Source organism: Leisingera sp. M658, assembly GCF_025144145.1.
Lineage (GTDB): Bacteria > Pseudomonadota > Alphaproteobacteria > Rhodobacterales > Rhodobacteraceae > Leisingera.
On record NZ_CP083546.1, the window covers coordinates 221,666 to 238,307 of the forward strand.

The window sequence follows — 16,642 nt, forward strand, 5'->3', positions numbered from 1 at the left end:
ATGGCACGCGACTATCCGCTAGAACTGTACCGTAACTTCGGTATCATGGCGCACATCGACGCAGGTAAAACCACCTGCTCCGAGCGCATCCTGTATTACACCGGCAAATCCCACAACATCGGTGAGGTGCACGACGGTGCAGCCACCATGGACTGGATGGAGCAGGAACAGGAACGCGGCATCACCATCACTTCGGCTGCGACCACCACATTCTGGGAACGCACCGAGGATGGCGAAACCGCTGACTCGCCCAAGCACCGCCTGAACATCATCGACACCCCCGGCCACGTTGACTTCACCATCGAAGTTGAACGCTCGCTGGCGGTTCTCGACGGTGCTGTCTGTGTTCTGGACGCCAACGCCGGTGTTGAACCCCAGACCGAAACCGTGTGGCGTCAGGCTGACCGCTACAAGGTTCCGCGCATGGTGTTCGTCAACAAGATGGACAAGATCGGCGCTGACTTCTTCAACTGCGTCAACATGATCGAAGACCGCACCGGCGCCCGCGCGGTTCCGGTTGGTGTGCCGATCGGCGCCGAAACCGAGCTGGAAGGCCTGGTTGACCTGGTCAACATGGAAGAATGGCTGTGGCAGGGCGAAGACCTTGGCGCATCGTGGATCAAAGCACCGATCCGCGACAGCCTGAAGGACATGGCTGACGAATGGCGCGGTAAGATGATCGAGGCGGCCGTCGAAATGGACGACGACGCCATGGAAGCTTACCTGGAAGGCGAAGAGCCTGACGTGCCGACCCTGCGCAAACTGCTGCGCAAGGGCACGCTGGAAATGGCCTTTGTGCCGGTTCTGGGCGGCTCCGCGTTCAAAAACAAAGGTGTTCAGCCGCTGCTGAACGCTGTGATCGACTATCTGCCCAGCCCGCTGGACGTTGTTGATTACATGGGCTTCAAACCCGGTGACGAAGAAGAAGTCCGTGACATCGCCCGCCGTGCGGACGACAACATGGCGTTCTCGGGTCTGGCGTTCAAAATCATGAACGACCCCTTCGTCGGCTCGCTGACCTTTACCCGGATCTATTCCGGTGTCCTGAACAAGGGCGACACGCTCTTGAACTCGACCAAAGGCAAGAAAGAGCGCGTTGGCCGGATGATGATGATGCACTCGAACAACCGTGAGGAAATCACGGAAGCGTTCGCGGGCGACATCATCGCGCTGGCAGGTCTGAAAGACACCACCACCGGTGACACCATCTGCGCTGTCAACGACCCGGTCGTGCTGGAAACCATGACCTTCCCCGATCCGGTGATCGAGATCGCGGTTGAGCCCAAGACCAAGGCCGACCAGGAGAAAATGTCCCAGGGTCTGCAGCGTCTTGCTGCTGAAGATCCGTCCTTCCGCGTCGAGACCGACATCGAGTCCGGTCAGACCATCATGAAGGGCATGGGCGAACTTCACCTGGATATCCTGGTTGACCGCCTCAAGCGTGAATTCAAGGTCGAAGCCAACATCGGTGCGCCGCAGGTTGCCTACCGCGAGACCATCTCCAAAGAGGTCGAGCATTCCTACACCCACAAGAAACAGTCGGGTGGTTCGGGCCAGTTCGCCGAGGTGAAACTGATCATCTCGCCGACAGAGCCGGGCGAAGGCTACTCCTTCGAATCCCGCATCGTTGGCGGTGCGGTTCCGAAGGAATACATTCCGGGCGTCGAAAAAGGCATCAAGTCCGTCATGGATAGCGGCCCGCTGGCCGGCTTCCCCGTGATCGACTTCAAAGTTGCCCTGATCGACGGTAAGTTCCACGATGTGGACTCCTCGGTTCTGGCCTTTGAAATCGCGGCCCGCATGGGCATGCGTGAAGGCATGCGCAAGGCTGGTGCGAAACTGCTCGAGCCGGTGATGAAAGTCGAAGTGATTACCCCGGAAGACTATACCGGCGGTATCATCGGCGATCTGACCTCGCGCCGGGGCCAGGTGTCCGGCCAGGAGAACCGCGGCAACGCAATCGCAATCGACGCGTTTGTGCCGCTGGCGAACATGTTCGGCTACATCAACACCCTGCGTTCGATGAGCTCGGGCCGCGCCCAGTTCACCATGCAGTTCGACCACTACGAACCGGTTCCGCAGAACATCTCGGAAGAGATCCAGGCGAAATTCGCGTAAGCGTCAAAAAATTGAGGGGTTCGCGTCCGCAGCGGCCCCCTCTCGAAACAATAGGAGGCCATCATGGCTAAGGAAAAGTTCGAACGTACAAAACCGCACGTCAACATCGGCACCATCGGCCACGTTGACCACGGTAAAACCACGCTGACCGCAGCAATCACCAAATACTTCGGTGACTTCAAAGCCTACGACCAGATCGACGGCGCACCGGAAGAAAAAGCCCGCGGCATCACCATCTCGACCGCCCACGTCGAGTATGAGACCGAAGGCCGCCACTACGCCCACGTCGACTGCCCCGGCCACGCTGACTATGTGAAAAACATGATCACCGGTGCGGCGCAGATGGACGGCGCGATCCTGGTTGTGAACGCCGCTGACGGCCCGATGCCGCAGACCCGCGAGCACATCCTGCTGGGCCGCCAGGTCGGCATCCCGCACATGGTTGTCTTCATGAACAAAGTTGACCAGGTCGACGATGAAGAGCTGCTTGAGCTGGTCGAGATGGAAATCCGCGAGCTGCTGTCCTCCTACGACTACCCGGGCGACGATATCCCGATCATCGCGGGTTCGGCTCTGGCCGCTATGGAAGGCAACAAGCCGGAAATCGGCGAAGAAAAAATCCGCGAGCTGATGGCCGCTGTGGATGACTACATCCCGACCCCGGCGCGTGCTGTTGACCAGCCGTTCCTGATGCCGGTTGAAGATGTGTTCTCGATCTCGGGCCGCGGCACCGTTGTGACCGGCCGGGTTGAGCGCGGCGTGATCAACGTTGGCGACTCGATCGAAATCGTTGGTATCCGCGACACCAAAACCACCACCTGCACCGGTGTTGAAATGTTCCGCAAGCTGCTGGACCGCGGTGAAGCCGGCGACAACATCGGCGCCCTGCTGCGCGGTATCGACCGTGACGGCGTTGAGCGCGGCCAGGTTCTGTGCGCACCGAAATCGGTGAACCCGCACACCAAGTTCGAAGCCGAAGCCTACATCCTGACCAAGGAAGAAGGCGGCCGCCACACGCCGTTCTTTGCGAACTACCGTCCGCAGTTCTACTTCCGCACCACCGACGTGACCGGCACCGTGACCCTGCCTGAGGGTACCGAGATGGTCATGCCCGGCGACAACCTGAAGTTCGACGTTGAGCTGATCGCGCCGATCGCGATGGAAAACGGCCTGCGCTTCGCCATCCGCGAAGGCGGCCGCACCGTCGGCGCTGGTGTTGTGTCGAAAATCACCGAGTAAGACGGCTTTGCCGTCTGGCGGGCGGCAGTTGGTTTTGCGCAGCAAAATCAATGAGAGCCCGCACCTCAGAGATGATAGAAAGGGCCGCTCGAAAGAGCGGCCCTTTTTCTATGCGGCATCCTCTGAAAAGGGCAGGGACCGGCCAGGGGACGAAGGCCGTCTTGCAAAAGCTCCGGTGGAGCTTTTGAGGCCGCAGGGAGCGTCAGCTCCGGGTGCGATGCAATCGCGCCCGCCCTCCGGGCTGGCCGGGCGCGGCCCGAACGCGGGGCGTCCGGGCGGGTGTTCTTCTGGGAGTCTCGAAAATATTACTTTTGGCGGCTGAGCGATGAAACTAGTTCGCGCGAATGAGAGGCGATCTGTGAACCTCTGCGCGCTGCATACTCATTTATCTGGCGCAGGTGCGATGGCTGTAATTGCGTTAACTGAGAAACTTGGTTGTTTGGGTCTCTTAGCCAAACCATGCAATGAGCTGGGGAGACGGGCATCCAAAGTTCAAAGCGCGGATTTGATAGCCCGTTCGGACCGCCATTGCCAATCCGGTACGCAATTACATCAGACAGGACAAACGACTTTCGAGGCGGAGCGCTTACCCATCGCAAACTTAGTTCAGATAGGGCCTCTTCGCACTTTGGGCTAGGAAGGAGGGTGGCGCGCACACGAATGTCTCGCCCGACTGCAGTAGCGCTTTGTCCCCCAAATCCTGTTCCTATGACCTGTGACTGTTCTTTGTCTCCGTATACTTCTCGGTTTAGTTTGGTCACTTCTTCGATAGCTGTGTTCCCTAGACTTTCGTCGCCTTCATAGTCTGGAATAAATTGAGGTGTTCTCTTAGCCATCTCGAACACCACATCCCGCAGGTCTTTGAGCGTGTCCGTTGCGATGTTAGGGACACTCTTGGCTCGAAGGGTGGTATTTAGCTTTGGTAGTGTTCTCCCAAGAAAATTGTCAACTGCACCATAGAAATCACTTTCGATGATAGAGGATAGCTTGTCGTCCTCCAGAACTGTGTAGTAGTCGCGTATCCAAAATGCTCCTTTCGGGGACCGGCGGTCGGGAGTTGAATATCGGTTAGAGTCGTTCCTTGCCGAATACCAAATCTTTCCTTCCGCGTCTGTGAACTGGTGTTGCAGTATTTGTGGCACGACATGGTGACGCTTCGCACGTTTGCTAGGCATGATACGGTTAACTTATTTTGGTTAAATCATATTGGTAGCGTAACACTGAGAACTCTGCCTTCAATGGTTGAGATGGGTCTTACCATTCACCTTAATGCTCCCTTTAACACTCCCTAAACAAACCCCAAACCCACCGTCCGCCGCAAACGCAACCGTTTCGCCGCGAAACCCCTTGCCACATTGCCCCATCAGGCGTATAGCGCGCAGGTTCGCCATGTGCGGATAGAGGCGGGGTGATTCCCGCCTTTTGGGTTCGACGAGGGTTCCGCGGTGGTCGCAGGCCCTCCTCTCAACCTCAACGCCTCAATAAAGGCAGATGTAATGCAAAGCCAAAACATTCGCATTCGGCTGAAGGCATTCGATTACCGCGTCCTGGATGCCAGCACGCAGGAAATCGTCAACACAGCCAAGCGCACCGGCGCTCAGGTTCGTGGCCCGATCCCGATGCCGAACAAGATCGAGAAATTCACTGTTCTGCGTGGCCCCCACGTTGACAAGAAATCCCGTGACCAGTTCGAAATCCGGACGCACAAGCGTCTTCTCGACATCGTTGATCCGACCCCCCAGACCGTGGACGCGCTGATGAAGCTCGACCTCGCCGCTGGTGTGGACGTCGAAATCAAGCTGCAGTCGTAAGATCGGAGGGTAATGAATATGCGCTCTGGTATTATCGCAAAGAAAGTCGGCATGACCCGGCTGTTCCTGGAAGACGGCAAGCAGATCCCTGTGACCGTTCTGTCGCTGGACGGCCTGCAGGTTGTTGCGCAGCGCACCGATGACAAAGACGGCTACACCGCCGTTCAGCTCGGTGCTGGTTCCGCCAAGGCAAAGCGCACGTCGCAAGCCATGCGCGGCCACTTCGCAGCAGCCAAGGTTGCGCCGAAGCGCAAGCTGGTGGAATTCCGCGTCCCCGCAGACGCGCTGATCGAAGTCGGCGCCGAGATTTCGGCCGAACACTTCCTGGCTGGCCAGAAAGTGGACGTCACCGGCACCTCGATCGGTAAAGGTTTCGCCGGTGCCATGAAGCGGCACAACTTCGGCGGCCTGCGCGCCACGCACGGTGTGTCGATCTCGCACCGTTCGCATGGTTCGACCGGTCAGTGTCAGGATCCGGGCAAAGTCTTCAAAGGCAAGAAGATGGCCGGCCACATGGGCGCTGCCCGCGTGACCACCCAGAACCTGGAAGTGGTGAAAACCGACGCCGATCGCGGCCTGGTCTTCATCAAAGGCGCCGTTCCCGGCCCGAAATCCGGCTGGGTTACCGTCAAGGACGCCGTGAAGAAGAAAGCGCCCGAAGGTCTGCCGTTCCCGGCCGGTCTGAAAGCGGCTGCAACCGATGCACCGGCTGTTGAAGCCCCCGCGGAAGGTGGTGAAGCATGAAACTTGACGTGATCAAACTCGACGGCGGCAAGTCCGGCGACATCGAGCTGTCCGAAGACCTGTTCGGCCTGGAGCCGCGTGCGGACATCCTGCACCGTGTGGTCCGCTGGCAGCGCAACAACGCGCAGGCCGGCACCCACAAGGTGAAGACCCGCTCCGAGACCTCCTATTCGACCAAGAAGATCTATCGCCAGAAGGGCACCGGCGGCGCACGCCACGGTGACCGCAACGCGCCGATCTTCCGCAAGGGCGGTATCTACAAAGGCCCGGTTGTCCGTTCGCACGGCCACGATCTGACCAAGAAGTTCCGCAAGCTGGGTCTGCGCCACGCGCTGTCCGCTAAGGCAAAAGCGGGTGAGCTGGTCATCATCGAGGATGCAGCCTCCGAAGGCAAAACCGCCGCTCTGGCCAAACAGGTGAAAAACCTGGGCTGGAAACGCGCGCTGGTCATCGACGGCTCTTCGGTCAACGAAGACTTCCTGAAAGCGTCGCGCAACATTGAAGGCCTGGATATCCTGCCGACAATGGGTGCAAACGTCTATGACATCCTGAAGCGTGACATCCTGGTGATCACCAAGGCAGGTGTCGAAGCACTGGAGGCTCGCCTGAAATGAGCGCGAAAGCAGAACACTACGACGTGGTCCGCAAGCCGATCATCACCGAGAAAACCACCATGGCGTCCGAAAACGGCGCGGTAGTTTTCGAAGTGGCAATCGACTCGAACAAGCCGATGATCAAAGAAGCTGTCGAAGCTCTCTTTGGCGTCAAGGTGAAGGCGGTCAACACCACCATCACCAAAGGCAAGGTCAAGCGGTTCCGCGGCCAGATGGGCCGTCGTAAAGACGTCAAAAAAGCCTATGTGACCCTGGAAGAAGGCAACACAATCGACGTGTCCACCGGACTCTGAGATTTGCCTTTTTGAGACTTTGGAAGGCCCTCGCGATTGCGGGGGCCTTTTGCGTATGTGCGGGGCAGGCATGTCTGCATGGCGGGTTCCTTGGTGATATCTGTCCGCTGATTAATAACCGCTGGGGGTTAAGGTCCGCGAAGCCCCGCGTGCGCTGCCTGCGCAACGGGCAGCGTTCAGAAACGACGCCCCGGCACTATCATTCCTGGCGCTATAGCGTATGGGAGGGGTGCCTTAAGGAGAATGAATGATGGGACCTTCACAGAGTTTACCTGAACTGGTCGCGGCGGCGCGGGCCAATGCCAAGACGCTTGAGGATCGCATCATGGCGGCGCAAACCCCTGACGGCCAGAGTGAGGAGCTGCGCGCTGCCACGGCCGCGCTGGAAGCGGAAGCGGTCGATATCTTCACTTTGTTCGAGGCGCGGATGCAGCACCATTTCAGGCGGGGGCCGTTTTCGCGGAAACTGACATCCCTGCTGTCGCAGTCCGGGGAAGCCGGCCTCGCCGAGAGAGTTCATCAGTATTATCTGGTGATCAACGTTCTGAAGCATGGCAAGGGGGCGAGCTACCGGGAATTGCTGAATGCTCCGGCGTCAAAATTTGCCTTGACCACCGGCCAGGACACTGCCGCCAATGACGGGGTGGCAACCGTGGGGCTGGTGGATATCAGTTTCCCCGGCTTCTTTGCCGGGCTGACTGAGACCATTCTGGACGCCAGCCGGTTCCTCGAGGCGCAATAGGGCGCAGCCCGCCGCGCCAGCGTTATGCAGAAGGCATGCCATTGGCAGGAGCAGCCCCCATGACGCCACGGCGAAGTCTGGTCCCCGGCGCGGAACAAGGCCGCAGGCCGCCGCGCCAGCGCCATGCTGAAAGCATGCCTCCGGCATGTCCCGCCCCCATGGGGCGGCGCTTTGGCTGGTGTCCAGCATGTCGGTGAGGTTCTACGGATTTGGCTGGGATAAAGTGCCATACGCGATGTCGGGGCGCCACCTCGCGGGACGGCGCTGGCACGTCTTTCTAATTGAAGCCAGCTAAAAGCTGAATAGGGTCAACCACTGTTGGCGAGGGAGCTAACCGAAGTCGGAAAGCGGGGAATGTTCAATAGAAGAGTTGTCTCTATGGAATCATAGATACAACCATTGCCACCTTTCCCCGACTCTGCTAAGCCGCACCAATCCTGCAGACCCCGGATTCGTTCCGGGGTTGTTACGTTTGTCAGGATGTTTGAACTTTGGGACCTTCGGGGCCCTATACATCGGCCACCCTAGTAGGGCGTCTCCACAGGAGGCAACCGGGCGGGGGGCTTACACATAGCGGGTCCAAAGACAAAAACCTAAGGGCCTGCACGCTAAACGGAAGACAGAAAGCATGGCACTTAAGTCGTATAAGCCGACGACGCCGGGCCAGCGTGGGCTGGTTCTGATCGACCGTTCGGAGCTTTGGAAAGGGCGTCCGGTCAAATCTCTCACTGAGGGTCTGACCAAATCGGGCGGCCGGAACAACACCGGACGGATTACTTCTCGCCGCCGCGGCGGCGGCGCAAAGCGTCTCTACCGGATCGTTGACTTCAAACGGAACAAATTTGATGTCGCGGCCACCGTTGAACGGATCGAATACGACCCGAACCGGACCGCATTCATCGCGCTGATCAAATACGAAGACGGCGAGCAGGCCTATATCCTGGCACCGCAGCGTCTGGCAGTCGGCGACAAGGTCATCGCTTCGGCGAAGGCTGACATCAAGCCGGGCAACGCAATGCCGTTCTCGGGCATGCCGATCGGTACCATCGTTCACAACATCGAAATGAAGCCCGGCAAAGGCGGCCAGATCGCCCGTGCAGCCGGTACTTACGCTCAGTTCGTTGGCCGTGACGGCGGTTACGCCCAGATCCGCCTGTCCTCGGGCGAGCTGCGTCTGGTGCGTCAGGAATGCATGGCCACCATCGGTGCCGTCAGCAACCCCGACAACTCGAACCAGAACTTCGGTAAAGCCGGCCGTATGCGCCACAAGGGCAAGCGTCCTTCGGTGCGTGGTGTGGTTATGAACCCGATCGACCACCCGCACGGCGGTGGTGAAGGCCGGACCTCCGGTGGCCGCCACCCGGTGACCCCCTGGGGTAAACCGACCAAGGGCAAACGGACCCGCAACAAAAACAAGGCGTCGCAGAAGCTTATCGTCCGCTCGCGCCACGCCAAGAAGAAAGGCCGCTAATCCATGGCACGTTCCGTATGGAAAGGCCCCTTCGTTGATGCTTATGTCCTGAAAAAGGCCGAAGCAGCGCGTGAGTCGGGCCGCAATGAAGTGATCAAGATCTGGTCGCGCCGTTCCACCATCCTGCCGCAGTTTGTCGGTCTGACCTTTGGTGTCTACAACGGCAAAAAGCACATCCCAGTCAACGTCTCGGAAGACATGATCGGTCAGAAGTTCGGTGAGTACTCGCCGACCCGCACCTATTATGGCCATGCCGCTGACAAAAAAGCGAAGCGGAAGTAAGTCATGGGTAAGGAAAAGAATCCCCGCCGCGTGGCAGACAACGAAGCAATGGCAAAACTGCGCATGCTCCGTACCTCGCCGCAGAAACTGAACCTGGTGGCTCAGATGATCCGTGGCAAGAAAGTCGAGAAGGCGCTGACCGACCTGACATTCTCCAACAAGCGGATTGCAGCAGACGTGAAGAAATGCCTTCAGTCCGCCATCGCAAACGCCGAAAACAACCACAACCTGGACGTCGATGAACTGGTCGTCGCCGAGGCGTGGGTCGGCAAAAACCTGACCATGAAGCGCGGCCGTCCGCGTGCCCGTGGCCGGTTCGGCAAAATCCTGAAGCCGTTTGCGGAGATCACCATCAAGGTGCGTCAAGTTGAGGAGCAAGCCTAATGGGTCATAAAGTCAATCCGATCGGCATGCGCCTGCAGGTGAACCGCACCTGGGACAGCCGCTGGTACGCTGACACCAAAGACTACGGTGATCTGCTGCTCGAGGACCTGAAAATCCGCGAGTTCATCAAAACCGAGTGCAAGCAGGCGGGCATCGCCCGTGTGATCATCGAGCGCCCCCACAAGAAGTGCCGTGTGACCATTCACACCGCGCGTCCGGGCGTGATCATCGGCAAGAAAGGCGCGGACATCGAAGTGCTTCGCAAGAAGCTGGCTTCGATGACCGACAGCGAGCTGCACCTGAACATCGTTGAAGTCCGCAAGCCGGAACTCGACGCTGCTCTGGTCGGCGAGTCCATCGCTCAGCAGCTGGAACGCCGTGTGTCCTTCCGCCGCGCGATGAAACGTGCCGTGCAGAACGCCATGCGCATGGGCGCCCTGGGTATCCGGGTGAACGTCGCTGGCCGTCTGGGCGGTGCTGAAATCGCCCGTACCGAATGGTACCGCGAAGGCCGCGTGCCGCTGCACACCCTGCGTGCCGACATCGATTACGCACCCACCGAAGCGGTGACCCCTTATGGGATCATCGGGATCAAGGTCTGGATCTTCAAAGGCGAGATCATGGAGCACGATCCTTCGGCACGTGACCGTAAAGCACAAGAAATCCAGGACGGCCCAGCACCTCGCGGTGCCGGTGGCGGCCGTCGCTAAGGAGGATTTGAGATGCTTCAGCCAAAGCGCACTAAATTCCGCAAAATGCACAAGGGCCGGATTCACGGCCTGGCAAAAGGCGGTTCCGACCTGAACTTCGGCACCTATGGCCTGAAGGCAACCACTCCTGAGCGTGTGACTGCACGCCAGATTGAGGCTGCCCGCCGCGCCATGACCCGGCACATGAAACGCCAGGGCCGTGTCTGGATCCGTATCTTCCCGGACACTCCGGTGACCTCGAAGCCGACCGAAGTCCGTATGGGTAAAGGTAAAGGTTCCGTGGACTACTGGGCAGCCAAGGTTAAGCCTGGCCGCGTGATGTTCGAGATCGACGGCGTCACCGACGAAGTCGCCCGCGAGGCCCTGCGCCTGGCAGCGATGAAACTGCCGGTCAAGACCCGCGTCGTGGTTCGCGAAGACTGGTAAACGGCGGCCTTGCCGCCGCCTGCGCGGCCGTTGCTTTTGCCTGCAAGAGCGATGAAAGCGCAGCCGGTTTCTAAAATCAAAGGACCCCCGCTGAGCAATCAGCGGGGGTCCTTCCGTTGTGTCCGCCAGCCGGGGCGCTGCCCCCGCCGCCTTTGGCGGCTCCCCCGGGGTATTTGCACCCAGAAAGAAGCTGCAGGAAGCATCTCGCCAAGGCAGGGGCACTGCGCTAAGACGGCGCTATGGCCCAGATTGAATCGCTTTTTGTGACCCGCCTCTACCGCGCACAATTGTCCGAACACGGACCATCGATTGACGCGCAGGAAATGGAAAACTCCTGTCTTGTCATCGCCGGTGATGACGATGCCGGGCAGGACTGGTGCGAGGAGAACGGCTATCCCGGCTATACCTCCTATGCCTCGCTCACCGATCTGCCCTGGCGGTTCCCGGTCTTTGCCGATCTGGTGAAATCGCTGGATCTGCATGTTGCGGCATTTGCCAGGGATCTGGAGCTGGATCTGGACGGGCGCGCGCTGGTGCTGGAGGATCTGTGGATCAATATCCTGCCCGAGGGTGGCACCCATGCCAGCCACATTCACCCGCATTCGGTGATTTCCGGCACCACCTATGTGTCGATGCCCGAGGGCGCCTCGGCGCTGAAGCTGGAGGACCCGCGGCATGCGATGATGATGGCGCATCCGCCGCGCGTGAAGGATTGCCGCCAGGAACTGAAAACCTTTGTCTATCAGGCGCCCGGCGTGGGGGATGTGCTGCTATGGGAAAGCTTCATCCGTCATGAGGTGCCATTGAACATGGCCGAAGAAGAGCGGATCTCGGTCAGCTTCAACTATAAGTGGGAGTAAGCAGGCTTCCCTGAAACGCTCCGGGGCGTGTTTCGCCTGCGAACGGGCGGAGCGCTGGCCTGGACCGGCGCGATTGCGTAATGCGGAAAACTTGCTAAGCCTGTTGAGAGCATCTCTTTGAAAGGCTTTGCCATGGCTCCCCGTCCTGACTTTGAAATCGGCGGCTTCCGCATTGCGCCCGGCACCCGCCGCACGGTGGACCTGCCGGTGAGCGTGCTGTCGGACCACACGCCGGTCACCATGTCCGCCCATGTGATCCACGGGGCCGCGGACGGGCCGGCGCTGTTTGTTTCGGCTGCCATTCACGGCGATGAGGTGATCGGGGTGGAAATCGCCCGCCGCCTGCTGCGCAGCCGCAAGTTCTCACGTCTTAAGGGCACCCTGATCGTGGTGCCGATTGTCAACACCTTCGGGTTTTTGAACCATTCCCGTTACCTGCCGGACCGGCGCGACCTGAACCGCTGTTTTCCCGGCAGCGAGGGCGGTTCGCTGGCCAGCCGCCTGGCGCATCTGTTCATGACCGAAGTGGTGGACCGCTGCGATCTGGGCATCGACCTGCATTCTGCCGCCATCCACCGCACCAATATGCCGCAGATCCGGGTGTCGCCGAAGGCCCAGGAGACGCTGGCCTATGCCGATGCCTTTGGCGCGCCGGTGGTGATCCGCTCCGGGTTGCGCGACGGTTCCCTGCGCAAGGAGGCGCAGGCGCGCGGGGTCGATGTCCTGCTGTATGAGGCCGGCGAGGGGTTGCGGTTCGACGAGCAGTCTGCGCGTGTGGGGGTTGCCGGCATCCTGCGGGTGATGCACGCGCTGGACATGATCCCCGAGGATGGCGTGCCGCTCGCCGAAGTGGTGCCGGTCCGGGCGGGCAGCAGCAGCTGGGAGCGCGCGCCCGCCGGCGGGTTGCTGCGGACCTACAAGACCACCGGTGAAATGGTCGAGGAGGGCGATGTGCTGGGGGTTGTTTCCGATCCCTTTGGCGAACACGAAGAAGAGCTGCAGGCAGGCCAGGCGGGCCTCATCATCGGCCGTGCCAACATGCCGATCGTGAATGAGGGTGACGCCCTGTTCCACATTGCCAGGGTGGCGACGCCGGTGGAGGCTGAAAGCCGCATCGAGAGCCTGCATGCGCAGCTAGAGGACGCGGCAATGTTCGACGAGGATGAGATCATCTGAACCGGCTCCGCTGCAGGGCGGGCGGGCTTGCGGCGGAGCCGGGATCTTTCCCTTGCCCCTGCACCCGGTCTCCTCTATAGGGACCCATCGCCTGTCCCTTATCCGCGTTGGATTTGGGCCGGGTGATTCTTTTTTGCCGCGTCTTTGGCGCGGTTGACATAACCCACCAGGTCAAAGGTTACCCATCGGGGCCTTCTGGTGCTTTGGACAAGGAACAAAGGCGATGAACGCCAATGATCTGCGCGACAAAACCGTGGATGAACTCCGCGATGCCCTCGCATCCCTGAAAAAAGAGAGCTTCAACCTGCGCTTTCAGCAGGCGACCGGTCAGCTGGAAAACACTGCAGGCATCAAAGCGGCCCGCCGCAATGCTGCCAAAGTGAAGACCATCCTGAACGAAAAAGCTGCTGCAGCAGCTGAATAAGGAGCGACACGATGCCCAAACGTATTCTCACTGGCACCGTGACCAGCGATGCCAACGCCCAGACCGTAACTGTCTCGGTTGAACGCCGCTTCACGCATCCGGTTCTGAAGAAAACCATCCGTAAGTCCAAGAAATACCGGGCTCACGATGAAAAGAACGCTTTCAAGGTCGGCGACTCTGTACGCATCATCGAATGCGCGCCGAAATCGAAAACGAAACGCTGGGAAGTTCTGGAAGCCTAAGAGTCTCATCCGAGACTCCTGGCGGCTAGACTTAACAGTCAGTCGAAACCCTGGGGGATCACGCCACGCATCGGCGCCCCATAGGTCGGGAGAAACCACATGATCCAGATGCAAACAAATCTGGATGTTGCTGACAACTCCGGCGCCCGCCGAGTTCAGTGCATCAAGGTTCTGGGTGGCTCCAAGCGTAAATACGCATCCGTAGGCGACATCATTGTCGTTTCGGTCAAGGAAGCCATCCCGCGCGGCCGCGTGAAAAAAGGCGACGTCCGTAAGGCCGTTGTCGTACGCACCGCCAAAGAAGTCCGCCGCGAAGACGGCACTGCAATCCGGTTCGACCGGAACGCAGCCGTTATCCTGAACACCAACAATGAGCCGGTCGGTACCCGGATCTTTGGCCCGGTTGTTCGTGAACTGCGCGCGAAAAACTTCATGAAGATCATCTCGCTTGCTCCGGAGGTGCTGTAATCATGGCTGCTAAACTCCGCAAAGGCGACAAGGTCGTCGTGCTGTCCGGCAAAGACAAAGGCAAAGAAGGCGCAATCGCCTCCGTTGACCCGAAAGCCGGCAAAGCCATCGTCGACGGCGTGAACATGGCCATCCGCCATACCCGCCAGTCGCAAAACGAACAGGGCGGCCGTCTGCCCAAAGCACTGCCGATCGACCTGTCGAACCTGGCGCTGCTGGACAGCAACGGCAAAGCAACCCGTGTCGGCTTCCGCGAGGAAGACGGCAAGAAGGTGCGCTTCGCCAAGACCACCGGGGAGACTGTCTGATGCTTGACGCTGCAACCTACACCCCGCGCCTGAAAGCTCTGTACAAGGACACCATCCGTGGCGCCCTGAAAGAAGAGTTCGGCTACAAGAACGACATGATGCTCCCGAAGCTGGAGAAAATCGTTCTGAACATCGGCTGCGGCCGCGCTGCTGTCAAAGACAGCAAGAAAGCCAAATCCGCCCAGGCCGATCTGACCCTCATCGCGGGCCAGAAAGCTCTGACCACCGTGGCAAAGAACTCCATCGCCGGCTTCCGCGTTCGCGAAGGCATGCCGATGGGCGCCAAGGTGACCCTGCGCGGTGACCGGATGTACGAATTCCTCGACCGTCTGATCACCATTGCGATGCCCCGTATCCGCGACTTCCGCGGTGTTTCGGGCACCTCTTTCGACGGCCGTGGCAACTATGCCATGGGCTTGAAAGAGCATCTCGTGTTCCCGGAAATCGATTTTGATAAGATCGATGAAAACTGGGGCATGGACATCGTGATCGCCACCACCGCGAACACCGACGCGGAAGCAAAGGCGCTGTTGAAAGCTTTCAACATGCCCTTCAACAGCTAAGCGGGGGAAGGATAGAGACCATGGCTAAGAAAAGCATGATCGAACGCGAGAAGAAGCGCGAGCGCCTGGTGGCAAAATACGCCGCAAAGCGCGCCGAGCTGAAAGAAATCGCGACTGACGAAAGCCGCCCGATGGAAGAGCGTTTCACAGCGCGTCTGAAACTGGCGAAACTGCCGCGCAACTCGTCGGCAACCCGTCTTCACAACCGCTGCCAGCTCACCGGCCGTCCCCACGCTTACTACCGTAAGCTGAAGGTCAGCCGTATTGCGCTGCGCGAGCTGGGTTCTGCTGGTCAGATCCCCGGCATGGTGAAATCGAGCTGGTAAGGGAGAGACAGATATGAACGATCCTATCGGCGATATGCTCACCCGTATCCGTAACTCTCAGATGCGCGGCAAATCCACCGTCCTGACCCCGGCTTCCAAGCTGCGGGCCTGGGTGCTGGACGTGCTGGCAGACGAGGGCTACATCCGCGGTTATGAGAAGATGACTGGTGCCAATGGCCACCCGGCCATCGAAATCAGCCTGAAGTACTTCGACGGCGAACCTGTTATTCGCGAGCTTAAGCGGGTCTCCAAGCCCGGCCGCCGCGTTTACATGGGCGTCAATGACATCCCGTCGGTCCGTCAGGGCCTGGGCGTGTCGATTGTCTCCACCCCCCAGGGTGTGATGTCGGACGCAAGCGCACGCGCAGCCAACGTTGGCGGCGAAGTGCTCTGCACCGTCTTCTAAGGAGGCTCGCAGATGTCCCGTATTGGTAAAAAACCGGTCGAACTGCCCAGCGGCGTGTCCGCTGCCGTGTCCGGCCAGACCATCGAAGTGAAAGGCCCGAAAGGCGCCCGCACCTTCACTGCCACCGACGATGTCACCCTGTCGGTCAACGACAATGTTGTCACCATCGAGCCGCGCGGCAAGTCCAAGCGTGCCCGTCAGCAGTGGGGCATGTCCCGCACTCAGGTGGCCAACCTTGTGACCGGCGTGACCCAGGGCTTCAAGAAAGAACTGGAGATCCAGGGTGTGGGTTACCGGGCTCAGATGCAGGGCAATACCCTGAAGCTGAACCTGGGCTACAGCCACGATGTCGACTTCACTGCACCTGATGGCGTCACCATCACCGCACCGAAGCAGACCGAAATCGTTGTGGAAGGTATCGACCAGCAGCAGGTGGGCGAAGTCGCGGCGAAAATCCGCGAATGGCGCCGTCCCGAGCCCTACAAAGGCAAAGGCATCCGCTACAAGGGCGAATTCATCTTCCGCAAGGAAGGCAAGAAGAAGTAAGGACCAGCAAAATGGCAAACAGCAAACGTACCCTGTTTCTGAAGCGCCGGCTGCGCGTCCGGAACAAGCTTCGCAAAGTGAACGCAGGCCGTCCGCGTCTTTCTGTGCACCGTTCGAACAAGAACATCTCTGTTCAATTGATCGACGACCTGCGCGGCGTGACCGTGGCCTCCGCTTCGACCCTGGAAAAAGATCTCGGCGTAGTTGGCAAAAACAACGTCGAAGCAGCGACCAAAGTTGGTGCTCTGATCGCCGAACGCGCAAAAGCGGCCGGAGTCAGCGAAGCCTACTTCGATCGCGGCGGCTTCCTGTTTCACGGCAAGGTGAAGGCTCTGGCCGACGCTGCGCGTGAAGGCGGCCTGAAGATCTAATCTATTGCGGGCGGTCTTTCGGGACCGCCCCGATGATCCGGGACCCCGGGCTTTGCCCGGGTGTCACCAGGATTGGAACAACAGGCGCCCGTGCTTTGTGCAGTGCGCCTCTCTTAAA

At 59.5% G+C, this 16,642-nt stretch carries 24 protein-coding genes; 23 read left to right on the forward strand and 1 reads right to left on the reverse strand.

Going from position 1 to position 16,642, the window contains the following annotated elements; genetic code table 11:
- Entirely contained in the window at positions 1-2,118 is a 2,118-nt protein-coding gene (gene fusA, locus K3724_RS01155; protein WP_259989301.1) for an elongation factor G, read from the forward strand.
- Positions 2,119-2,181: 63 nt separating this feature from the next.
- Positions 2,182-3,357 (forward strand): elongation factor Tu, encoded by a 1,176-nt coding sequence (gene tuf, locus K3724_RS01160; protein ID WP_259989277.1) that lies wholly within the window; start codon positions 2,182-2,184, stop codon positions 3,355-3,357.
- 305 nt (positions 3,358-3,662) lie between these two features.
- Here the strand turns inward: tuf and K3724_RS01165 are convergent, their stop codons facing one another.
- Positions 3,663-4,532, reverse strand: coding sequence for a DUF4238 domain-containing protein (locus tag K3724_RS01165; RefSeq protein ID WP_259989303.1), 870 nt, complete (start codon positions 4,530-4,532; stop codon positions 3,663-3,665).
- A gap of 321 nt (positions 4,533-4,853) precedes the next feature.
- Between K3724_RS01165 and rpsJ the strand changes: the two genes are divergently transcribed.
- The 21 genes from rpsJ (at position 4,854) to rplR (ending at position 16,524) form a co-directional block, all read left to right on the forward strand.
- Complete coding sequence (gene rpsJ, locus K3724_RS01170; protein ID WP_019298501.1) at positions 4,854-5,168, forward strand: 30S ribosomal protein S10; 315 nt, start codon at positions 4,854-4,856, stop codon at positions 5,166-5,168.
- A gap of 18 nt (positions 5,169-5,186) precedes the next feature.
- Entirely contained in the window at positions 5,187-5,912 is a 726-nt protein-coding gene (gene rplC / locus K3724_RS01175) for a 50S ribosomal protein L3 (RefSeq protein WP_027257340.1), read from the forward strand.
- A complete protein-coding gene (gene rplD / locus K3724_RS01180; protein ID WP_259989305.1) occupies positions 5,909-6,526 on the forward strand; it encodes a 50S ribosomal protein L4 in 618 nt (205 codons plus the stop codon). The genes rplC and rplD overlap by 4 nt, the downstream gene beginning before the upstream one ends.
- A complete protein-coding gene (locus tag K3724_RS01185; protein ID WP_024088533.1) occupies positions 6,523-6,819 on the forward strand; it encodes a 50S ribosomal protein L23 in 297 nt (98 codons plus the stop codon). Before rplD ends, K3724_RS01185 begins: the two co-directional genes overlap by 4 nt.
- A 247-nt stretch (positions 6,820-7,066) precedes the next feature.
- On the forward strand, positions 7,067-7,561 hold the full coding sequence (locus tag K3724_RS01190) for a hypothetical protein (protein WP_259989307.1): 495 nt from the start codon (positions 7,067-7,069) through the stop codon (positions 7,559-7,561).
- Positions 7,562-8,189: 628 nt separating this feature from the next.
- Complete coding sequence (rplB, locus tag K3724_RS01195; RefSeq protein WP_259989309.1) at positions 8,190-9,032, forward strand: 50S ribosomal protein L2; 843 nt, start codon at positions 8,190-8,192, stop codon at positions 9,030-9,032.
- Between the two features lie 3 nt (positions 9,033-9,035).
- Complete coding sequence (gene rpsS, locus K3724_RS01200; protein ID WP_024088539.1) at positions 9,036-9,314, forward strand: 30S ribosomal protein S19; 279 nt, start codon at positions 9,036-9,038, stop codon at positions 9,312-9,314.
- A 3-nt stretch (positions 9,315-9,317) separates the two neighbouring features.
- Positions 9,318-9,698 carry a 50S ribosomal protein L22 gene (rplV, locus tag K3724_RS01205; protein ID WP_035919887.1) on the forward strand — a complete coding sequence of 127 codons (381 nt, stop codon included), beginning with the start codon at positions 9,318-9,320 and terminating at the stop codon, positions 9,696-9,698.
- Positions 9,698-10,408: a 30S ribosomal protein S3 gene (gene rpsC, locus K3724_RS01210; protein WP_044008297.1), complete on the forward strand. Its 711-nt coding sequence runs from the start codon at positions 9,698-9,700 to the stop codon at positions 10,406-10,408. Before rplV ends, rpsC begins: the two co-directional genes overlap by 1 nt.
- 12 nt (positions 10,409-10,420) lie before the next feature.
- Positions 10,421-10,834 (forward strand): 50S ribosomal protein L16, encoded by a 414-nt coding sequence (gene rplP / locus K3724_RS01215; protein ID WP_024088541.1) that lies wholly within the window; start codon positions 10,421-10,423, stop codon positions 10,832-10,834.
- A 239-nt stretch (positions 10,835-11,073) separates the two neighbouring features.
- Entirely contained in the window at positions 11,074-11,694 is a 621-nt protein-coding gene (locus tag K3724_RS01220) for a TIGR02466 family protein (RefSeq protein WP_259989316.1), read from the forward strand.
- Between the two features lie 132 nt (positions 11,695-11,826).
- Positions 11,827-12,870 carry a succinylglutamate desuccinylase/aspartoacylase family protein gene (locus K3724_RS01225; protein ID WP_259989318.1) on the forward strand — a complete coding sequence of 348 codons (1,044 nt, stop codon included), beginning with the start codon at positions 11,827-11,829 and terminating at the stop codon, positions 12,868-12,870.
- A gap of 223 nt (positions 12,871-13,093) precedes the next feature.
- The gene (rpmC, locus tag K3724_RS01230) at positions 13,094-13,294 is read left to right on the forward strand and encodes a 50S ribosomal protein L29 (protein WP_024088545.1); all 201 of its coding nucleotides are present in this window, start codon (positions 13,094-13,096) and stop codon (positions 13,292-13,294) included.
- An 11-nt stretch (positions 13,295-13,305) separates the two neighbouring features.
- Complete coding sequence (rpsQ, locus tag K3724_RS01235) at positions 13,306-13,536, forward strand: 30S ribosomal protein S17 (RefSeq protein WP_024088546.1); 231 nt, start codon at positions 13,306-13,308, stop codon at positions 13,534-13,536.
- 99 nt (positions 13,537-13,635) lie between these two features.
- The gene (gene rplN, locus K3724_RS01240) at positions 13,636-14,004 is read left to right on the forward strand and encodes a 50S ribosomal protein L14 (protein WP_027257350.1); all 369 of its coding nucleotides are present in this window, start codon (positions 13,636-13,638) and stop codon (positions 14,002-14,004) included.
- 2 nt (positions 14,005-14,006) lie between these two features.
- On the forward strand, positions 14,007-14,312 hold the full coding sequence (gene rplX / locus K3724_RS01245; RefSeq protein WP_027257351.1) for a 50S ribosomal protein L24: 306 nt from the start codon (positions 14,007-14,009) through the stop codon (positions 14,310-14,312).
- Entirely contained in the window at positions 14,312-14,875 is a 564-nt protein-coding gene (gene rplE / locus K3724_RS01250; RefSeq protein ID WP_259989323.1) for a 50S ribosomal protein L5, read from the forward strand. The genes rplX and rplE overlap by 1 nt, the downstream gene beginning before the upstream one ends.
- Positions 14,876-14,895: 20 nt before the next feature.
- A complete protein-coding gene (gene rpsN, locus K3724_RS01255; RefSeq protein ID WP_129372217.1) occupies positions 14,896-15,201 on the forward strand; it encodes a 30S ribosomal protein S14 in 306 nt (101 codons plus the stop codon).
- A 13-nt stretch (positions 15,202-15,214) separates the two neighbouring features.
- On the forward strand, positions 15,215-15,607 hold the full coding sequence (gene rpsH / locus K3724_RS01260) for a 30S ribosomal protein S8 (protein ID WP_024088550.1): 393 nt from the start codon (positions 15,215-15,217) through the stop codon (positions 15,605-15,607).
- A gap of 12 nt (positions 15,608-15,619) precedes the next feature.
- Positions 15,620-16,153, forward strand: a complete 534-nt coding sequence (gene rplF / locus K3724_RS01265) for a 50S ribosomal protein L6 (protein ID WP_129372216.1) — start codon at positions 15,620-15,622, stop codon at positions 16,151-16,153.
- A gap of 11 nt (positions 16,154-16,164) precedes the next feature.
- On the forward strand, positions 16,165-16,524 hold the full coding sequence (gene rplR / locus K3724_RS01270) for a 50S ribosomal protein L18 (protein ID WP_027257354.1): 360 nt from the start codon (positions 16,165-16,167) through the stop codon (positions 16,522-16,524).
- Positions 16,525-16,642: the final 118 nt, after the last annotated feature.